Raw genomic sequence first — 17,946 nt, 5'->3', positions numbered from 1 at the left:
AATCAGTCCTTTCTTAGTAATTTATTTCTTGCTTTCATAAAGTCCTCGCTCGTAAGATACTTAATTTCGTCATTATCAGAATCTTTAAATGACATAATTAGAGACTTTGGAGCATTCCTACCCTTGCTCCCATCTTTAGTTTTTGACCAGATTAAAATGTTCAGTTGGTCAAATATAGACATTAAAAGAGATTGCTCTATTGTTAATTTAGTATTTGCAAGCTTCATCTTAACTCTTGAATCATCTCTTAGACCTACACAAAAAGAAGCCACCTTTAACGCTGGTAGCTTCTTATAATCGTAAATATTGTAAGTTTCTGCCATATCGCAGATAAAGATATCTTCGTGATTGTTTAAAATATGAGCGAGGACTAAGAGTTTTTTAATTTCACATTATCAAATATTTCCGCAACTTCATTTCCCATTGCTTCAGCAGTTGCTATTCCATTTTCTGACTTTGCTTTTATATGTTCAATTAGTTTGTCTTTTTGTTCTACTCCCAGTAGTTTGACAATTAACTTTGGGAGCAAAAGAGGATTAACATCTACTTCTGCAATTATTTCTATTAGCTCATAATCGTTTAAACTATCAGAATTTACTTCATATTTAAAACCGGATTTTGTTTTCCCTTTTATCATAACTTACTCCTAAACTGCATTAGGGTCCTGGATATATTCATAATGCGTATTTCCGTTTTCGTCCGGCAACGCTTGTAATGTTAATTCGTATCCTACAGCATCATTATCCAAGTAGGATATATCTCCTACTTCTGCAACTTTAGCAATTGGAATAACAATCCTCTTAAGCAATCCACCCTTTAAAATCATATCAAAGACTTGTACATGCTCTTCAAGTTCTTTTGCATTTGCTGTTATTTTTAGCCCGGTTTTTGTAGATAAATCTCCTGTTACATTTTCTATTCCATATACTTTTTTTAATACTTCTGCATTAGTCGCTTCTATTAACTTAAAAGTAAATACATCTTCTTTGTTAGTTTGTGTTACTAGTACAACATCTCCTCCCCAAGCTTTTATTTTGTCTGACTCGGGAGTGTTTTTATTCACTAAGCCATCTTCAGAAACATAGCCTAAAGCCTTATATGATTCTGCAAGTTCTGTTGTAGCATTAGTTGGCAAGGCTGTTCCAAGTGGAGCTGTGAACACCGCTCCAGTGACTTTAGGTTTCCCATACGTTACATTTTTTTGATCAGTCATCTATTTAATTCCTTTCTAATCTAATAATGATTAATATCAAATACCGCTTGATATCGGTACCTTTTGGTTTCTGTATCAGTAAAATTATAATCACTGTTAAGTTTTATTTTACTGATTTTATCTAATTCAATCATTTCTTCTACTTTGTCTTTTACAATTTCATTTAATTCTGCTGCTTTATATAAACTTTCTGCATAAGATTGAAATGCAAATGTTGAAGCTTTTAAATGATTTTCTTTACTGCTGCTTGTTTTTTCAAACATTACATATTGCTTTGGTTTTTCAGTCGGCTGTTCTAAATAAACTGGAATAGGTGATAATTTAATTTTTAAATAATTCAATATAGTTAACTCAATCATTTATTTCACCGACTTTAAAAGTGTATTGTTTTTCTTGTTATCTCTTTTTGCTTTAAAAGACTCTGCCCAAACCATGGCATTTGCTCTGCTTTTTCCAACATGTGAATCTTGAGAATATCCATTGCCGCAGCGACTTCTTATTTCAGATGCTTTAGCATTTAGCACGGTCTGAATTTCAGATCCCTTTAAGAGTTCTCTAACTCCCGCACTATTAAGCTCAAACTTTAAATTACTCATAACGCTCCACCGTCACTTTCTTATTCCAATCAAGAGGTATTAGGTGTTCAATACCCTCTTCTGGTATACCAAATGTTCGCCAACGTTCTCCAAAGAACTCTACCTCTACATCTTCCCACTTATTTGTATCTCTTTTTGGAATTGCTAAAGTGTATACCGCTTTTTTTCCATAGAGTTCTTGACGATTAATAATCTCTTCTGATGTTGTTGGTGTAATTAGAACATTGTCTACCATTATGGGGACATCTGATAGTATTGGAGCACCAAAAGGGTCATGACCTGTTATTTGCTTTGATATTAATTTGATTGTTATTCCTCTAATCTTCCCCATAAAAATCAATCACCCCATATCTTTGGGTTCTCAGTCCAAGCCTAGCGAGTTCTTGCTTTTTAATAAACAACCCACCACCAGGTACTAAAAATGTTCCAGAATAAGAATATCCTAAAGCACTTTCTGAACTCTGTATCATTGGTTCTTGATTAGTTGAAGTCATTAATGTTCTTGCTATAACATCTACAACAACACTTTTAAGAACATTTGCGAACGATTCGCTTTTTCTCATCTCGTCAAGATCTTTCCCAACTTTATTAGCTTCTATTCTTAGTGTGTCGGATACTACTTCTAGTAGTGCTTCAGTCCTTTCAATCTCTTCATTACTAAGCTCTCTCCATAAAGTAGTAACATCATCTACTGTTGCAAATGTAGTCATGATATCACCTACTTCTTAGTTGTCTTTGGTTTAGATTCTACTTTCTTATCTTCAACTTTTTCCCAATTTCCACCTTTAATTTCACAAGGGCTATCCATAATAGCCCCTGTCTTTATGTTTTTATATAGCATTATGAACCTCCTATACGGTTACAATTCTAACAAAACTATCTGCGTCTAGAATTCCCCATCCGAGATACACCTCTGCTCTTAAGTATACTTGGTTATAACCTTTAAGGTCATTTCCTGAATTGTCAGGATCACCATACTTAATTACTTCTAATGGTATTTCTTTTGCATATCCCCAAGAAAACATGTCCTGGAAGTCCCCTATTATCGCTCTATCTTTTACGTCTGTTCCATCAGATATAGTTCTATTAATATCAACTTTTAATCCGTTAATTGCTGCTGGATTAGAACCCCACGCCAGTTCAGGATATTGTTTTACTCCATTTACTTTTAGTGTTGCTAATGCCCCACTAAATGCAGGTGCCATTGCCATACCTGTAACATCTCCATCAGCACCTTGAATCATCGCAACAGCAGCTTCAATATTTTCTTCCACCTGTGCCGCATCAAATGTAACTGTTTGGGTGATAGTAGCATCGAAATGATTTGTACCAATTACAGTTGAAGCTGTCCCGGTCCTAGGATTTACTCCATGCATAGCCATAAGGTCAAGACCTCTAGCTACTTTCTTTGCAAATCCATCGTTAAATGCTTTTAAGATATTAATTTGCTCTTCTTCAGATGCATATATGAATTCATCTGAAACTCTTGCACCATATTCAACTTTTAATGGTGTAACTATTTTAGGCTCAATTTTAACACCACCATGTGATTTTTTTCCATTTTCTGCAACAATATCTACTTCGGAATCCATAGTAAATATAAATTCCTTATTACCATTAAAAGATAGTGGTTCTTTTGCTGATAAAACTGCTAATGATGAATGTCCTTTTACCTTGCTAACTAAGTCCTGCACGATTACAGGGTCAAATAAATTTCCTTTGCTTAATACTGCCATTTTATTATTCTCCTTTTAAATTACTTAATAAATTTTTGTAAGGGTCATTTCCCTCGTTTTCTGGTTCAGTCGTTCTTAAAGGTGGAACAGGTTTTGAACTTGTCAGATATTCCGACATCTTCAATGCATCTGATTTGATTTCATCTTCACTAGTTCCAACAAGTCTACTAGCTAAATCAAAAGGTAAACCATGCTGAAGTGCTATCTTAGTCTTTATTTGTTCCGTTTCGTATCCGGATAATTTACCATTAAGCTCTTCAATCTGCTTTTTTAATCCTTGTGATTCAGTGTTTGTTGTTTCAAGAGTAGCTTTTAGTGTTGTGAGCTCCCCTTCAAGCTGCAGCTTTTCATTTTTAAGTGCGTCATAATCTGCACTCGACTTCGCTCTTTCCCTTGCCAGTCTTTCTCCAATGATCCTGTCCAGTTCCTCTTGTGTTTCAATTGCTTTAAAATCCATTTAATAACTCCTTCCGTTTGGCAACGTAAATATTTTTGTATAAAAAAAGCACCTTCAGTTATTCGAAATTTCCGAACAACTTAAGTGCTTTAATACCTAATTTTTTGTTTTCTTGGTGGTTTTGCTTCACTACATGCCCAGTGAGCAAGTATCATACTGTCCATAAGTGATATGTCGTAATCTTCAAACTGGCTCTTATATCCGAATCCACCGCCTGAACCTATATTTCTTTTTTCACAGTTCGTAACCACTTGCGACAATGACGGCTGTCCTTTATGACATATGGACTGCTGATACAATCCTTGTTCAAAACTACTATTTGCTAATATAATTTCCTTTACTGTTGGTAATATAAACCCTTTTATCTTTTGTTCTTTGAGTTCTGCTGCTAATAATTGCTGACCTCCTTGTCCATCTATGACAATCGTCTGAACATCTGCTTGGCCTAAAAAATTAAGTAACCAGGCATTTCCATTTCTAACCGATTGGCAATCTATTGACTCAACAAATACTTTATTGCTTGCAGTTTTAACGGCAATGCTCATGGCGACATTTGCACCATCATGACCATATTTGACTCCTACAAATAGTTTGCCCTCGAGTTTTGGCAATCTTTTAACTTGTAGCGACTCCCATTCTGTCTGACTTATTACAGATTTCTGATTATATTTAATCCATAAACCTAGCCTTTGAATGTTAAAATCTACTTCATCTGAACCGATTTCATCTTCAATAGACCTTTCAGTGAAGATTGTTCCTAAGCTTGGGTTTGTTAAGTACCATAATTCTTTATCTCTGATATCTGATTGCTCTCCAACTCCCCACTCTGCCCAACCACCATTAGGAGTACTACCTTCCAGTGTTGAATTTCTTAAATTTGTAAATACAGTTCCTGAACTAATAGGAGTTGGAGGAGTTCCACAAAATAATGTCTGTGGATTCTGACTATCTGTTACAACGTATTTAAGAGCCGATTCTTGGTCGTCTGTGTACTCTTGAGCCTCGTCTATTACTAACAAGTCAAAACCCTCTCCTAAACCACCTGTGCTTGTTCTGGTACGAAATTCAACCCTTCCACCTGTGTCAGGTAGTTCTATTCTTTCTCTTCCGATTGCTCTAAGTGAATCATATTCTATGCCTGCTTTGTCTAGCATTCTGAGAAGTCTTTCCCAAGCAGCATGTGAAGTTGTTGTCCTGTGTGCTGTGTGAAGAATTAGCTCACCTTTCATAAGTCCGTATAGTTCTCGAATAGCCACAACCTCATTCTTACCGTTTCTACGAGGTAGAGAATATCCAAACTTTGTATGTGTCCATAGTCCATCTTTATTTGTAGCCAGTATATGTTTTGTAAGGTCAATTTGCCACTTTTGTGCCGTTCTCCCTGACTGTTCATAGATTTCTATTGCTTCTTTGTATTTACTCTTTCTATAAGGCAAAATAACCGACTGCGTTGGTATTTGATTGCCTAGTCTAGTCTTTGCCACATCTTAAACATCTCCTCCAATAAAAAAGCACCACTAACTTTTGTTAGCGTGCTTTAGTCATTTGTTTCATCATCTATTATTTCAAAATTATCGGGGTCATAAAGATAATCTTCATCAGTATCATCTATTACTCTTATAAATCCCTGTTCGTAACCCAGGCATTCATAAATTTTATCTTTTGTAAGTGATATTCCGTCACTCTTTTTTATATACTTAACCTTCATCCTTAAACACCTTCTTTATCTTTACCTCATGTCTATTACCATTTGCTTCATACCAATGTATTTCAGCTTTGATTTTTTTACCTTTGTATCGAATATGGCTTATTCCACTTAGTTTTTGCCATCTAGTTTTTGGCTGTCCATAATGCTCTTGCAATGTTAAAGATTCCCTTATTTCATTGCTAACTCCGTTTCCTGCAATTACAGTAATGTTTTCCACTAAATCAGAATCAAATTTTACATGATCTGATCCAACAAATTTTATCGGATAATTTTTACCAGAGCCTCTTGTAAAGTTTTCTGTTGGGAGGTTTTCTTTTTTTAATACTTTCGGTAAATCTGACAATTCTTTTCTTTTATTAATTTTATCATTATTTTCAGTTTCTATCCATTTTTTATTGTGAACATTTTGCCTTCTACCATCTCCTGGTAGATATTCAACTGTGCACCTACAGTATCTATGTCTTCTATAAACATCCTTTGTCACTTCATGTGGATATTCATAAGTGCCGGCCACTGCTTGGCACCAATCACAGCAACCACCGACTACTTTTCTAACAATTCTGGGTTTATACCCTACTTGGTATTGAAATTCTGCATTTGTTTTAATTGTATCGTCAATTATCGCTTGACTAAAGTTTATAACCGGTTCATCTAGTATCCATTTTATTTTATCAAAATCATCTTCTTTGGATACTCTCTCTATGATGCCATCAATCCTACTTTGATTTAATGGAGGTTTTACTGCATTTAAACCTATATTTGCCTTAGTATTTAAGTCTTTTTGTACCACTTCGCTGACACCGGTTATTAAATTATAATTATTGCCTAGTGTTTTATTCAGTATCCTGTTAGCAATATTGTAGTACATTTTTCCATCTGGGAGTACTTCCGCTGAAAGTTGTTCTTTAAATACTTCAGATAGCATTTTCCCAACTTCAATTGCATAGTCATTTGAATCCTTATGTGTTGCTTGCTTTGATTTAATTATACCCTCTATTATCTTAATTTTACTATTAACTTTGTACTTTTCAAGAAATGAGTCCTCAATCTTTTCTAACAGTTCAGGGGTTATATCTTTCATTCTTCAGCTCCATATACATTTATAATCTTCATTTTTCTTTGCGTTCCAACCGCTCTCTTGAAATATTTCTCATTTGCATCAAAAACTCTTTGTAAATTCTCCATATCCCTTTGACGATTCCTGATAAGAATATTTGTCTTCGCTTGATTAAGACTGGCTTTAATCCAATGAATTTCACTTTCTATCCCTCGAAATGCGTGCAACTCCTCTTTGGTTGGTAAGCAAGTGATGTGGCAAACCACATCATGCTCTCTTAATAAATTCATCGTCCATCTGATTTGGTCTTCCTTTCTTGAAAACTCTGGCAAGCAATCCATGTCCGTCACATAGTCGTAATTGCTTAACGCATAGGTTGTCTTCCCCGCACCTATGAGTCCACAAAGGAATATCACCTTCTTCATTATTCCGCTCCCTCAATGCCTGTTAAATCCCTCAAATTGCTCTTCCCAAAATATCCCGGCACCGCTTGGTTGACCTTTATCGCTCCATCTCCTATCAATGCAATCGTGGAAGAATCAGGCTCAAACACGGGTTCCCATTTAGGTTTGGTTAAATAGAGTTGATGTCTTTTGTATGGAAAATCATCTCTTAAACAAGCTGCTAAGTATCCAACGTTCAAGAATCCACTTCCAAAGTTCCTCTGTGCCTTTCTTGCTGCAACTCTCAATGTTTCATGACTAGCTTTAATTGCTTCTGCTGAACTTGGATTGTCCGATACAAAGCCTAAATCATCTAAAGTTAGTCCTGTTTCCCCTGCGAACCCAGCCGCCGCAGTTCGTAACTGCTCTGTAAATGGTGACATACTTGGTTGCGTAAATTGTCCTAGTTTAGGACTCTCACCCTCATCATCTTTTGTGAACTGTAGCATTGAGCTTATAGTTGCTTTCCATGTGTCCATTGGTTCAGCATCTTGGCTCATACCGACAACATATTTTTGAGGAAAACTATAGAATTCAGCTGTTATATCTGCTCTTTCCAAAGTTCTTTTAGCATAAGCTTGATAATACATTGCAGCTCTGGTTATCCTAGACCTTCCAAATGGCCTAACTGCATCGGGCCTATGAATGATAGGAACTAATAGAGGATAAAAAGCCGAGTTCGGTATGGACAATGTCATTTTCCCATTTTCATAATAAGTTGTACTCAAATCTGTGAAGTAAGCTTCTTTATACGGATTGCCGTATTCGTCTCTCGCTAAGACTGCATAGCCTTCCGTGAGCAAACCAGTTATTGGATCTAATATTCCTGTTGCATTAGAGCCTTCAATGACTTGTAACCGCGGAAAGTCTTCTTCACCCTGGCTAATGTAGATAAAACAACATGAAGAAATTAAAGCAGATAAAATCGCCGAATCAAAGAACGTATCAGGGTTATTCATTTGAAATATTTCATTTAAATTAAAATTATCGTCTTCGAATTCTCTAAAGACTAATCTATCTGCTAAACAATCTACAGCCTTTGAACTCCAACCAATTGTTGCCTTATATTGTGCTCTCAGTGCCGGAGGAATAGTTAATCCTATCATCTGTTCTTGATATGTCATGTCGTATTGCTTGTATCGCATTTCAACACGTATTTTGTGTTTATTTAGTTTATTTCTTAAATATTCTAGTCCTTTGTAAATCATAGTCTATCCTTTCACGAGAAAATATGTACAGTGACGGCATGAAGTCCGCTCCCTCGCATGGGGAGGGAGGTATGCCCCCTATTAACTTTTGCTCCGATAAGCAGCCCAGTTTTTTGACTGTGGTAAATTACGGTTCCCTATTACTACTTTTTCAGAGTTCCTAAATAGCTTATCAGACTTCTGTCTATTACAACTCCAATGTGCAAGTTGTAAATTATCAATGTCTGAAGGATGTCCACCCTTGGACACTGGTATGATATGGTCAATACAAGGAGCTAAAGGTGCCGGAGGTTTAATCTTCATATCAACTGGATGTCCACATATTCCACATGTATTTTGTGTTGCAAAAATTCTTTTCTTATTTCTTTCTAACGTCGAGCGGTGCGCTCCTCTTCTGTCTGGTCTTGTCATTGTTCACATACCCCGGCTTTCTTTGTTTTGAGTCCTTTAATCGTTCAAAGCTCTCTTGCAAGTATGAGTTGTCCGGATACACCCCGGCTAAAATAAATTTGATAATAAGATAGCACCCATACTCTGATTTAAAATGTGCATGGCATCCAGTTTTACAATTAATTACAATCCAACCTCGCCTAACCTTTTTATACTTAAAATGCTTAACCTTTTTGCATTTATACATAAGCTCCCGCCCCTGCTCTAAGTTTGATGTATACGACCCATAATGTCCCTATATAAATAGGCACACTATATGCGCCGATATAGTGTGCCTATCTTAGTTTAGAATCTTTAAATTCAGGAGTGAACGATGCGTTTGAAATTGAAAGGTGTATGATTCTAAACTATATTACACTATCATAATAGCACAGGTCAGGGTATCATTTAGTATCATCTTTATACCCTTGGATTAACAATAAAGCTTGTCCATGTATTTTATGTACATGCTTTTCCGAGTAATAACTTCTTCTTGCGACTTCTCTCCATTCGAGACACTCCATGTATCTAAGTTCCATAATGAGATTATACTTGCCTTCTAACAATTGAAAACATTCTCTAGCTCTTGCTTTCATATCAACTAGCTCATCAATATCTTTGTTTATTTCATTCTCGAGGTCTAATATCTTTATAGTTAGTTTCTCTATTCTATTTATTGGATACGACTGTACTCGGTCCTTTGAATAATCTAAGGATCCTGAGGCTTCTCTTAAATACTTCAAATTCTCTAGTTGTTTAAGTTTAGAGTTGATTCTATTATTAAGTGTTATTAAATCCCATAGTTCCTCTTTAGTCATCTTTATCTACTTTCTATAATTCATCCTCTTTCATCCTGTATATTCTGTAAAGAACCAGATTAGGTCTTCTTTGTTTTCGTTTACGAAGTTTCTCATGTCGTAAAAATCGCTCCAATACCCTAGCTTGGTAGGTACGTTGTGAGTATACGTACTAGTTTCAATCACCAGATAATGGTTGTAGTACAAATAGTGTTTTTCTTCATCGTCCTTTTCCCAGTCAGGCTTAAATCCTTTCTGGCTTTTCTTAGCTTTTGCAATAAGTTTTCTTGCTTTGATTTCATCTTTAGCATCTTGCTCGGTTAAATAGATATTGCCATGTGTCAATTGAGCGATGTCTGTGCTGTTGTCTTTCCAAAAGGTTAAAAACGGTATAAATCCATCTATAAACCAGTACGTATCTCCTTTTTCCAAGTTATAAATTGTTTTTTGCTCTTGTTCCCACTTCTCCTCAAGCTCCATCTCTTCAAGCCTGTTTTTCATCTCTTCGATGTTTTCGTAAAGCTCTTCAAGTGTTTCTTCTGCTTGTTTTATTACGTTTTTAAGTTCTTGTGTTAATGTCATTTTTTAATCCTCCTCTATAGTCCATATTCATTTAATACTATTTCTAATCAGTTGTATATCGTAACTCTGGATCCTTAGTTAATCTTCCAATTAGTACTACATTATTCATGATTTACTGCCCTCTCCTCTTCTCGTTCTTTTTTATAACACCACTCGCATACTGTTCCTTTTTTTATCAATTTCTCTGTCAATTGCCCATTGTTCAATTTTTTTAATTAATTTTTGCATCTCCCACCTCAACCACTTTCCAACAATCCCCAATTTCGTCAATTTGTGCATAAATCTTCTTAATTTCATTATCTATCTGCTTCCATTTTTTGTATTGAGTAGCATATTTTATATTTAAAATTCTTTGTTCTTCTAGTAGTTTATCAACATCTTTAAATAATTTTTCTTGCTTAGATTCTATAAATCTTATAGTTGTGTTTCTTTGCCAAATCTCATCTTTTTCTAAAATTAAATTTAATAAATCTATTAACTCTTGTTTGCTAAAAGGTGCGTTTTTACTCATTCTTATCATTCTTCCACCTCAATTCCAACAATATCCACATAGCAAGGCTCTATTCTGTCATTTTCTGTGTTTAACACATAATCAGCAAGTGCAGATTTTGCATTTGCTAATGACTCAAACACTCCAATAATTGACTCTCGACCAGTATTTTCCGTTGTATCCATGACTATAAAAACTTTCATTCTTCTTCTCCTCCATTAAATCTATCTTATATTCTGTATTTAAAATGGTATTTTGCTATTATCGTTATATCGCTCTATTTTTTTGATTAATTCTTGCATTCTCCCACCTCTAACAAATCTATATTTTCATAAATATTTCCAATGACTGCCATTGTTGCCATGCTTTTTCTCCATTGTATTCTTTGCATAATACCCAAAATATAGATTGATGTAATTTGTTAATATCCAATGTCATCTTAAATCCCTCCATTATAAGTATCTATAACATTTAATACTCCCTCTTTTATTATTTCGGAAATAAACTCTATAAACTTTTCCCTATCCTCTAGGTCGTCTTTAATATCTTTTTTCCCGTCAATAATCATAGTTTGTGTTGCAATTCCAATATTGTCTTTAACTTCAATGCCCCAACAATCGATAATCCAGTTTTTCAAATCTTCACTTGGACTGGATATACATACTCTAGGAGTTAGTTTTTCGTCATCTATTACTTTTACACAAAAATCCCTATATTTTTTAGGCAAAGTTGACTCTCCAAGTTCAAACCTTATTCTTTTTCTACTAATCAAATCTTCAAAGTCAATCATTAGTTATTTCTCCTTGTTGTATATCTCCTATCAAAATAGATTTAATATGACTGCTTCTAAACCAGTGATTATCAAGTCCGTTAATTTCATTTATACAATGGTAATATCCTTTTTCGTACAAGTCCCCTTTTTCTAATATTCCTGTATACTCATTACCACCTTGGCATTTAACCTTAATTTTTTTTCCTAAAAATCTATCTACTACTGATTTTTTCATAACTACCCCTCCAATATCCTCCTATTTTAAATATATATCGCTACTACGCTTTTTAATAATATGAACATTATTAATATTAATATCAAAAATACGAACTCTGGATATTTGTCTATAATCCAGCTAAACAACATCAATATAAGTATATAAACTATACACTCTATAATAGTTTCCACGCTTTTACCCCTCTAAAATCCAATCCAAATAAACTCTACACTTCCTATAATCTTCTTCTCCATTCTTCTTTTCTCATGCTTTTGCTCCTTACTAATTTTCATTTTATATTCTGTATTTAAAATGGTATTTTGCTATTATCGTTATATGGCACAAAATCATTATCGTTGTTAGTTGCTGGCTCTTCACTCCGTTCTCCCCATTCAAGAAACTTTATATTTTCCGCAATTACATCTGTTGTGTATACTATCTGTCCTTGCTGGTTTGTATATGAACCAGTTTGAATTCTGCCAGTAACTGCAGTCATTTTGCCTTTAGAAAGATAGTTTCCGCATAATTCAGCTGTTTTCCCCCAAGTTACAACCCTAATAAAATCAGCAGTTTGTTGGCCTTTTGATTCCATCTCTTGTCTTTTTTCTCTGGATAGATTTCTATCAACCGCCAAAGTAAATTGAGCTGTTGCTGTTCCTGATTGCGTATATCTTAGTTCTGGATCTCTTACGAGCCTCCCAATTAGCACTACATTATTCATTTTTGGTCCTCCCATTTAAAATAAACAGAACACACTAGCACATCAAATATTGTCCCGATATTTTCAACATTTACATATACATTAATACCTGCAATTTTATCACGAACTGCATTTTTAAAATTTGGATCAGTAAGCCTTTGATGTTGTTTCATATTCGCTCTATGCTCATATTTCGTATATCCTTTTGCGTTAGCAATTATAATTTTCTTTTCTATCTCTTCATTTCTCCACCAACGTTCAAACCACACCTTAAAGGTTTCATCTCTTTGCTTTTTTAAATCAATAACGTTCAAATCATCACCCCTTATACTCTCCCACTTCCAAAGCCTTCAAAGCTTCATCCAGGCTTTTAACCACTCCATATAGGATATTGTCATGCTGTTTTAGTAACTCTTCAAATTGCTTTTGCTCCGGCGTCCTTCTACCTCGTTTCGATTTCACTTCCAAGAAAAACATTTTTCCGTCTCTTCTCCTAAATCCAAACAAATCCGGAAACCCCTTTGGTAGTCCATGTACAATTCTTTTACAGTCAAAGCTTTTAAAGATTCCCGCATTCGCTCTCCAGCAGCAGCCATAATAGCGATTTATTATGTCTTTAATTTGATTCTGTATCTCCTGTTCTTTCACTTAGTCCCTCCAAATGGTTTTGTAGAAATTCTTTCTGTTTTCGCTTTAACAAGTCATCAAAGTTTTCACCATCAATCGTTGTTTCTTCGTGTTTTATTATATTTTTCTTTTTCCTAGCTTGCTTGTTCTTTTCTTCCCAAGCACTTTCCAAGACTTTAGCAACATAATTAAAAGACTTGATATTCTTAACACCACGATCAACTAAGCTTTGTATTGTTTGCAAAATAAACTCAGCGGGATAATCCCTAATCGCACTAGTTATGCTTACATAATCCCTGGGATCTGCTGGTTCATTTTTAATATCAACCTCAAACCTAGTTTTAATAATCTCAAAACAAGAATCATCATCAACACTAGCATTATGATTTGCCGGGTCGGCACCGGTCGGGCGATCAAGGGTGATGCTATTGATGATGTTCTTATCATTCTTATCATTATTAACATTCTTTACATTCTTGTTTGTGTTCACTGGTTGTTCACTGGTTGTTCGCTGGTTGTTCACTGGTTGTTCACTATTTATAGTACTATCTTCTGTATCGCTTGGTGTTACTGTGTCATGGCTGTTCATTTGTTGTTCACTTTTTGGTGTTTTTTTAATTTCATCTTCACTACAACTTAAAAAATTACTTTTGTTGTTCACTGGTTGTTCACTTTGCTGTTCACTTTGTTGATACTCATTCCATCTAAGTATGGTAATTAGACGATTTAGGTTGGTTGTTTGTTGTTCAATCTGCTGTTCACTCTCAAATAATTTAAGAATTCTTTGAATTTTACTTTCAGAAATATTGCACTGTTTTGAAATAGATTTCCTACCAGTTATTAACTGTCCAGGTTGGAGTATTATTTTTTCTCCTTTAAAATATTTTTCCATCTGTGTATGGGTAGCATTAAGAAGCAAAAACATCCAAATAGTAAAATGCTCAGGATCTCTCATTACAGTTGCATCTTCTAAAATCTTTCTATGAATTTTAATCCAACCTTCATATGCCATGTTTTTACCTCCTAACTAAAATAAATTTGTTTACCTGTAGCCTTAGCAACTGCATTATAAATCATTTTTTGATCACTATTATTTGAACTCAAATGTAGTAAATATATAGCTTTAGTTTTACTTAAATTATAATTCTTAAAGAAATCTAAGAGCCGTTCAAGGCTTAGATGATTCTTAACAATTCTATTTCTTAAATCTAAATGTATCTTTCCGTTTTGAACCTCTTCATCAATGATAGATTGAACATAATTGCACTCAATCATCAAATAGTCAACTGGTGGTATTTTGTAAAGTATATAAGCAGTATCTGTTATAAATACCACCTTCTCATTAGTGGTATTATCCTTAATGTAGAAATTGACTGGTTCTCTTACATCATGAACTGCTTTGAAAGCAATAACTGTAGTGTCTTTAATCTCCTTTGGTTCATATCCAATACTATTCTTACTAAATGTATGAAGTCTATGGCCATTTAAATTCAAAGCTTCTGCTGTGCCATTTGTCATGTATAAATCAATGCCATTCTCAATAAGTTTTTGACTTGCTTTTGCATGATCCATATGCTCATGAGTTACTAAACATGCATCTAATTCTGTCATCTTGTACTTTAGTTTTTCTTGTAGTTTTTTGTAAGGCAGACCACACTCAATTAAGAGTGTAGTCTCACCTGTGTTGACCTTATAAGCATTTCCGGAACTTCCACTTGCTAATAATGTAATCTTCATTAGAACGGTGCTTTCTTTGTATCTTCAGTATCTAATATTTCACCGGTTTCAACATCAACTATTTCCCCTTCAATTTCTAAAGTTCCAGCATTTTCTTCTATCTCTTGTTGCATTTCGTTGTCAACTACTTCAATAGACTTGCTCATAAGAGGGGCTATCTTATCACTGTCATCAGCTGTATTAACATAAGTCTTACAAGCTCTATTTATAACTGTTTTAATCGCCATCTGATCACTAAAATTCTTATGAGCACCTGAGTTGCCTTTCATTGAGCCCTGGTACCATGCAGCCTTGATTTGATTAATATCCATGTACTCTACATGCAAGATGTCTTTTTCACCAATGATTAATCCCAGAGCACCTTTTAATTTTGTTGGATCTCTATCAGTAGACGGAATAAACTCTTTTACAGTAGTTTTTCCAGTAACGAAGTCAAAGCCTAATTCTAATTTATCAGCTTGATAAATAGCATAACCTTTTACATCTGTCACACCTGGAAGTCTCTTAGTAAGAGCTATAGTGCCTAGGTATGACCTTTGAAGTGTCAATTGATTTCCATAAGGTATAAAGTAGCACTGATTTTTGCTTGGGTTTAATCCTTGAACTACCATATCTAATAATGCATTTGCCACTGACTCTTGACTACACCCTTGTAGAACCGGAGTTTTTTTATCCGTCATCTTCTGCTCTGAAAGTATCAAATACGCTGACTTAAGAGCATTGCTGAAACTGTAATTTGTAGGCATATCTATTGCATTTTGAGATTGAAGTGAAATAATCCTGTTATGAACAACATCCGTCATTGATTTTTCAGTTATAAATTTGTCTTCTGCTTTTACTATATTTGTCATTTTATTTAGCCTCCTGGATTTGCAGTGGTGTAATATTTATGTTTTTAGTTTTATTGTTTTCTCGTTCTTTTCTATCCTTAAAATACTTCTGTAGAAATATATAATGCATTTTCTTTGCATTATTTTTTAGTTTATTCATCAAATCATCAGAAATTATAAAATCATTCTTTATTTGAACTGTTAATTCATCAGCAAAAATAAAAAGTATTTCTCCATTTACAAAATCATTTTCATCTTCATCGTCTAATAACGTCATTTGGTCAAGTCTTTGTTCTGTGGGTGTTATTCTTGCAATTATAGGAAAATTATGCATTAAGAAATCATACTGCAGTCCTTCATTATCACAAATGCCCATTATTTTAGCACCAATATCCATTAAATCTACATCTAACATATTCAAACCTCCTAATTTATCTTTAATTCATTATCATTGCTTACTACTAATCTAACCTGTTGGTTTTCAGTCTCTAATATCTCGTTTACCGATTCAGCATTATCTATAAAAATCGGTATTGATAACTCTTTTATCCTGGACAACACTTTTATAACTTCTAGTCCTGCATTTATCTTTGCCGCATTGTTAGCATCACTGTATGGAACTCCATCAATAAGTGGCTCACACGTTTCAGATATCCCGCCATTTTCTTGTACATCAAATAACTTAAACTCTATACCTTTGAAATGGCTGTTTATAGAATTACTAACAAGCTCAGCTTTAACTTTCAGATACTCTTCTACCAGGTAAAGCATTCTTTCAGCTTCTTCGTATAATTGTGCTATTTCTTTTTCTTTTATCTTGTACTCTTCTATGCGTCTGTCTATTGATTCATTTTCTTCCCTGGAAGTCAGTTTCACATCCAGTTCCCTTATTTCGTTTTCTATCCTAGCCTTCCTATCCTCTAAGTCTTTTGTGTCCCTAGAAGCTGTTTTTTCGCTCTGTGAGATGTCTTTAATTTTGCTGTCTATATCGTAGTATCTTTGTGGGTATACTTTTTCTGGCCTTGGAAGTGATTCAATTTCTTCCAGAACAATATTTTCTTGGTGTTCTGCATTGATTTCTATCTTCTGTTCGTTAGCTTTATCGATTATCAGTTTTGTTTTGTTTGCTTTTTCGGTAATTCTTTCAAGTTCTTTAGATTTGTTTAGATTAAACATCTCTTGTAACTCTAATGCTTTATCCTCAGGATATTCTTGCCTACAAGTTGGACATAACAAGGTATCCTGGTCAAATTCTTCTGCATTCTTTGAAATCCACTCATCTCGCAAATATTCTAGTTTTTTTTCGTGTTCTTGAATTTCATAATCTAGCAGTTTTATTTTATTTTCTTTTACTGATTCTCTTTGTTTAGCTAGTTCTAGTGCATTTTGCTTTTCTTTGATTTGCATTTGAACTTCGTTGTACTCGTCGTATGCTTTCAGATATTCTTTGCTTACCTGGTCTTCTATTTCGGTCTTTTCATCATATAGCTTTTGAATTTGATCTTGTGTTGCTTTTAATTCTGCTGAATTTTTAGCAATTCCTTGAATTTCTTTAATAACCCCCTCTAGGGTAGGTTGTAAAAACCTTCTTTGAAATTCTAATGCTTCATAATCATAATCCTTTTTAGACTTAGATAGTTCATCAATCCTTATGGGCAGTTCTTTTCGTTCGTCGTTCAGCCTGCTTCTAGTAGCTTTGTTCATTGCTGCAATTTCGTCTATACTGTAATTATCTAAATTCAAATATTTTAAATCTGGATTAGCTTGTATAATCTCATCATCAGTTACACTACCAAACGACTGAAACAGTACGTCTCTTCTGTCTTTCCAACTTAAGTTAGAACTAAAATGAAGTGGATTAGACAACAATTTAAAATCATCTTTGCTTATTAAACTACTAATCCTGTCAGTATAGTCTTTCATTTTAAGTGGTACATCATTTATATAATAATCTGTAGTATTTCCAGTCCTCTCTGCCTCTGTGGACCCTCTTTTCTTAGTCCATACCTCTTTGTATGTCTTAGACAGCTTTATCTCTTGTCCGTATACTTCTATCACTCCTGTGACAGTATGGTCGACTCCGTGTAGTGTATCGCCACCCTTTACATACGTCTTTATTCCAAAATCTGTCCTGTCCAGGCTGTCAGTTCCCCACAGCAGCCACATATAAGCATCGAACAGTGTTGTTTTACCAGTACCATTTCTCCCCTGGATTTTGTTAACTCCGCCTAGGAAGTTGATTTTTAAGTCCTTAATCCCTTTAAAGTTCTGCAAGTGTAGTTCTTTCAAAATTATTTGCATTTGTGTTTTCCTCCTCAAACATGCTATAATTAGCATAAGTAGTATT

At 34.5% G+C, this 17,946-nt stretch carries 31 protein-coding genes; all 31 read right to left on the bottom strand.

Features of this window, described 5'->3' with window-relative positions; all coding sequences use genetic code 11:
* Nucleotides 1-2: 2 nt before the first annotated feature.
* The gene (locus VZL98_05000; protein ID WVH64289.1) at nucleotides 3-323 is read right to left on the bottom strand and encodes a DUF5361 domain-containing protein; all 321 of its coding nucleotides are present in this window, start codon (nucleotides 321-323) and stop codon (nucleotides 3-5) included.
* A gap of 47 nt (nucleotides 324-370) precedes the next feature.
* Nucleotides 371-637 (bottom strand): hypothetical protein, encoded by a 267-nt coding sequence (locus VZL98_04995; GenBank protein WVH64288.1) that lies wholly within the window; start codon nucleotides 635-637, stop codon nucleotides 371-373.
* 9 nt (nucleotides 638-646) lie between these two features.
* Nucleotides 647-1,213 carry a phage tail protein gene (locus VZL98_04990; protein ID WVH64287.1) on the bottom strand — a complete coding sequence of 189 codons (567 nt, stop codon included), beginning with the start codon at nucleotides 1,211-1,213 and terminating at the stop codon, nucleotides 647-649.
* Between the two features lie 20 nt (nucleotides 1,214-1,233).
* The gene (locus VZL98_04985) at nucleotides 1,234-1,572 is read right to left on the bottom strand and encodes a hypothetical protein (GenBank protein ID WVH64286.1); all 339 of its coding nucleotides are present in this window, start codon (nucleotides 1,570-1,572) and stop codon (nucleotides 1,234-1,236) included.
* Nucleotides 1,573-1,809 carry a hypothetical protein gene (locus VZL98_04980; protein WVH64285.1) on the bottom strand — a complete coding sequence of 79 codons (237 nt, stop codon included), beginning with the start codon at nucleotides 1,807-1,809 and terminating at the stop codon, nucleotides 1,573-1,575.
* Nucleotides 1,802-2,140, bottom strand: coding sequence for a hypothetical protein (locus VZL98_04975; protein ID WVH64284.1), 339 nt, complete (start codon nucleotides 2,138-2,140; stop codon nucleotides 1,802-1,804). The genes VZL98_04980 and VZL98_04975 overlap by 8 nt, the downstream gene beginning before the upstream one ends.
* On the bottom strand, nucleotides 2,127-2,519 hold the full coding sequence (locus VZL98_04970) for a phage Gp19/Gp15/Gp42 family protein (GenBank protein WVH64283.1): 393 nt from the start codon (nucleotides 2,517-2,519) through the stop codon (nucleotides 2,127-2,129). The genes VZL98_04975 and VZL98_04970 overlap by 14 nt, the downstream gene beginning before the upstream one ends.
* A gap of 8 nt (nucleotides 2,520-2,527) precedes the next feature.
* Entirely contained in the window at nucleotides 2,528-2,650 is a 123-nt protein-coding gene (locus VZL98_04965; GenBank protein WVH64282.1) for a hypothetical protein, read from the bottom strand.
* A 10-nt stretch (nucleotides 2,651-2,660) separates the two neighbouring features.
* The gene (locus VZL98_04960; protein WVH64281.1) at nucleotides 2,661-3,545 is read right to left on the bottom strand and encodes a phage major capsid protein; all 885 of its coding nucleotides are present in this window, start codon (nucleotides 3,543-3,545) and stop codon (nucleotides 2,661-2,663) included.
* A gap of 4 nt (nucleotides 3,546-3,549) precedes the next feature.
* Nucleotides 3,550-4,002: a DUF4355 domain-containing protein gene (locus tag VZL98_04955; GenBank protein ID WVH64280.1), complete on the bottom strand. Its 453-nt coding sequence runs from the start codon at nucleotides 4,000-4,002 to the stop codon at nucleotides 3,550-3,552.
* 89 nt (nucleotides 4,003-4,091) lie between these two features.
* Complete coding sequence (locus VZL98_04950; protein ID WVH64279.1) at nucleotides 4,092-5,486, bottom strand: terminase; 1,395 nt, start codon at nucleotides 5,484-5,486, stop codon at nucleotides 4,092-4,094.
* Nucleotides 5,487-5,539: 53 nt separating this feature from the next.
* On the bottom strand, nucleotides 5,540-5,710 hold the full coding sequence (locus VZL98_04945) for a hypothetical protein (protein ID WVH64278.1): 171 nt from the start codon (nucleotides 5,708-5,710) through the stop codon (nucleotides 5,540-5,542).
* Nucleotides 5,700-6,791 carry a hypothetical protein gene (locus tag VZL98_04940; protein WVH64277.1) on the bottom strand — a complete coding sequence of 364 codons (1,092 nt, stop codon included), beginning with the start codon at nucleotides 6,789-6,791 and terminating at the stop codon, nucleotides 5,700-5,702. The genes VZL98_04945 and VZL98_04940 overlap by 11 nt, the downstream gene beginning before the upstream one ends.
* Entirely contained in the window at nucleotides 6,788-7,192 is a 405-nt protein-coding gene (locus tag VZL98_04935; GenBank protein WVH64276.1) for a hypothetical protein, read from the bottom strand. Before VZL98_04935 ends, VZL98_04940 begins: the two co-directional genes overlap by 4 nt.
* Nucleotides 7,192-8,418, bottom strand: a complete 1,227-nt coding sequence (locus VZL98_04930) for a hypothetical protein (protein WVH64275.1) — start codon at nucleotides 8,416-8,418, stop codon at nucleotides 7,192-7,194. The genes VZL98_04935 and VZL98_04930 overlap by 1 nt, the downstream gene beginning before the upstream one ends.
* A gap of 81 nt (nucleotides 8,419-8,499) precedes the next feature.
* Entirely contained in the window at nucleotides 8,500-8,829 is a 330-nt protein-coding gene (locus VZL98_04925) for an HNH endonuclease signature motif containing protein (GenBank protein WVH64274.1), read from the bottom strand.
* Nucleotides 8,777-9,055 carry a hypothetical protein gene (locus tag VZL98_04920; protein WVH64273.1) on the bottom strand — a complete coding sequence of 93 codons (279 nt, stop codon included), beginning with the start codon at nucleotides 9,053-9,055 and terminating at the stop codon, nucleotides 8,777-8,779. Before VZL98_04920 ends, VZL98_04925 begins: the two co-directional genes overlap by 53 nt.
* 196 nt (nucleotides 9,056-9,251) lie before the next feature.
* Complete coding sequence (locus VZL98_04915; protein WVH64272.1) at nucleotides 9,252-9,665, bottom strand: hypothetical protein; 414 nt, start codon at nucleotides 9,663-9,665, stop codon at nucleotides 9,252-9,254.
* A 30-nt stretch (nucleotides 9,666-9,695) separates the two neighbouring features.
* Entirely contained in the window at nucleotides 9,696-10,226 is a 531-nt protein-coding gene (locus VZL98_04910) for a hypothetical protein (protein WVH64271.1), read from the bottom strand.
* A gap of 211 nt (nucleotides 10,227-10,437) precedes the next feature.
* Nucleotides 10,438-10,746 carry a hypothetical protein gene (locus VZL98_04905; GenBank protein ID WVH64270.1) on the bottom strand — a complete coding sequence of 103 codons (309 nt, stop codon included), beginning with the start codon at nucleotides 10,744-10,746 and terminating at the stop codon, nucleotides 10,438-10,440.
* The gene (locus VZL98_04900; GenBank protein ID WVH64269.1) at nucleotides 10,743-10,919 is read right to left on the bottom strand and encodes a hypothetical protein; all 177 of its coding nucleotides are present in this window, start codon (nucleotides 10,917-10,919) and stop codon (nucleotides 10,743-10,745) included. The genes VZL98_04905 and VZL98_04900 overlap by 4 nt, the downstream gene beginning before the upstream one ends.
* 236 nt (nucleotides 10,920-11,155) lie before the next feature.
* Nucleotides 11,156-11,506, bottom strand: a complete 351-nt coding sequence (locus tag VZL98_04895) for a hypothetical protein (protein ID WVH64268.1) — start codon at nucleotides 11,504-11,506, stop codon at nucleotides 11,156-11,158.
* Nucleotides 11,499-11,723 carry a hypothetical protein gene (locus VZL98_04890; GenBank protein ID WVH64267.1) on the bottom strand — a complete coding sequence of 75 codons (225 nt, stop codon included), beginning with the start codon at nucleotides 11,721-11,723 and terminating at the stop codon, nucleotides 11,499-11,501. The genes VZL98_04895 and VZL98_04890 overlap by 8 nt, the downstream gene beginning before the upstream one ends.
* Nucleotides 11,724-12,012: 289 nt before the next feature.
* On the bottom strand, nucleotides 12,013-12,426 hold the full coding sequence (locus VZL98_04885) for a single-stranded DNA-binding protein (GenBank protein ID WVH64266.1): 414 nt from the start codon (nucleotides 12,424-12,426) through the stop codon (nucleotides 12,013-12,015).
* Entirely contained in the window at nucleotides 12,423-12,719 is a 297-nt protein-coding gene (locus VZL98_04880) for a hypothetical protein (GenBank protein ID WVH64265.1), read from the bottom strand. Before VZL98_04880 ends, VZL98_04885 begins: the two co-directional genes overlap by 4 nt.
* A 4-nt stretch (nucleotides 12,720-12,723) precedes the next feature.
* Complete coding sequence (locus VZL98_04875; GenBank protein WVH64264.1) at nucleotides 12,724-13,053, bottom strand: VRR-NUC domain-containing protein; 330 nt, start codon at nucleotides 13,051-13,053, stop codon at nucleotides 12,724-12,726.
* Nucleotides 13,022-14,044 (bottom strand): hypothetical protein, encoded by a 1,023-nt coding sequence (locus VZL98_04870; GenBank protein ID WVH64263.1) that lies wholly within the window; start codon nucleotides 14,042-14,044, stop codon nucleotides 13,022-13,024. The genes VZL98_04875 and VZL98_04870 overlap by 32 nt, the downstream gene beginning before the upstream one ends.
* Before the next feature lie 11 nt (nucleotides 14,045-14,055).
* On the bottom strand, nucleotides 14,056-14,769 hold the full coding sequence (locus tag VZL98_04865) for an MBL fold metallo-hydrolase (protein WVH64262.1): 714 nt from the start codon (nucleotides 14,767-14,769) through the stop codon (nucleotides 14,056-14,058).
* Nucleotides 14,769-15,620, bottom strand: coding sequence for a recombinase RecT (locus VZL98_04860; GenBank protein ID WVH64261.1), 852 nt, complete (start codon nucleotides 15,618-15,620; stop codon nucleotides 14,769-14,771). Before VZL98_04860 ends, VZL98_04865 begins: the two co-directional genes overlap by 1 nt.
* A 1-nt stretch (nucleotide 15,621) precedes the next feature.
* Nucleotides 15,622-16,014, bottom strand: coding sequence for a hypothetical protein (locus tag VZL98_04855; GenBank protein WVH64260.1), 393 nt, complete (start codon nucleotides 16,012-16,014; stop codon nucleotides 15,622-15,624).
* Nucleotides 16,015-16,025: 11 nt separating this feature from the next.
* Nucleotides 16,026-17,900, bottom strand: coding sequence for an AAA family ATPase (locus VZL98_04850; protein ID WVH64259.1), 1,875 nt, complete (start codon nucleotides 17,898-17,900; stop codon nucleotides 16,026-16,028).
* Between the last annotated feature and the right edge of the window lie 46 nt (nucleotides 17,901-17,946).

This window comes from Peptoniphilaceae bacterium AMB_02 (assembly GCA_036321625.1).
In the GTDB taxonomy this organism is placed as follows: Bacteria; Bacillota; Clostridia; order Tissierellales; family Peptoniphilaceae; genus Microaceticoccus; species Microaceticoccus formicicus.
This window is presented reverse-complemented; position numbering and strand designations above follow the sequence as displayed.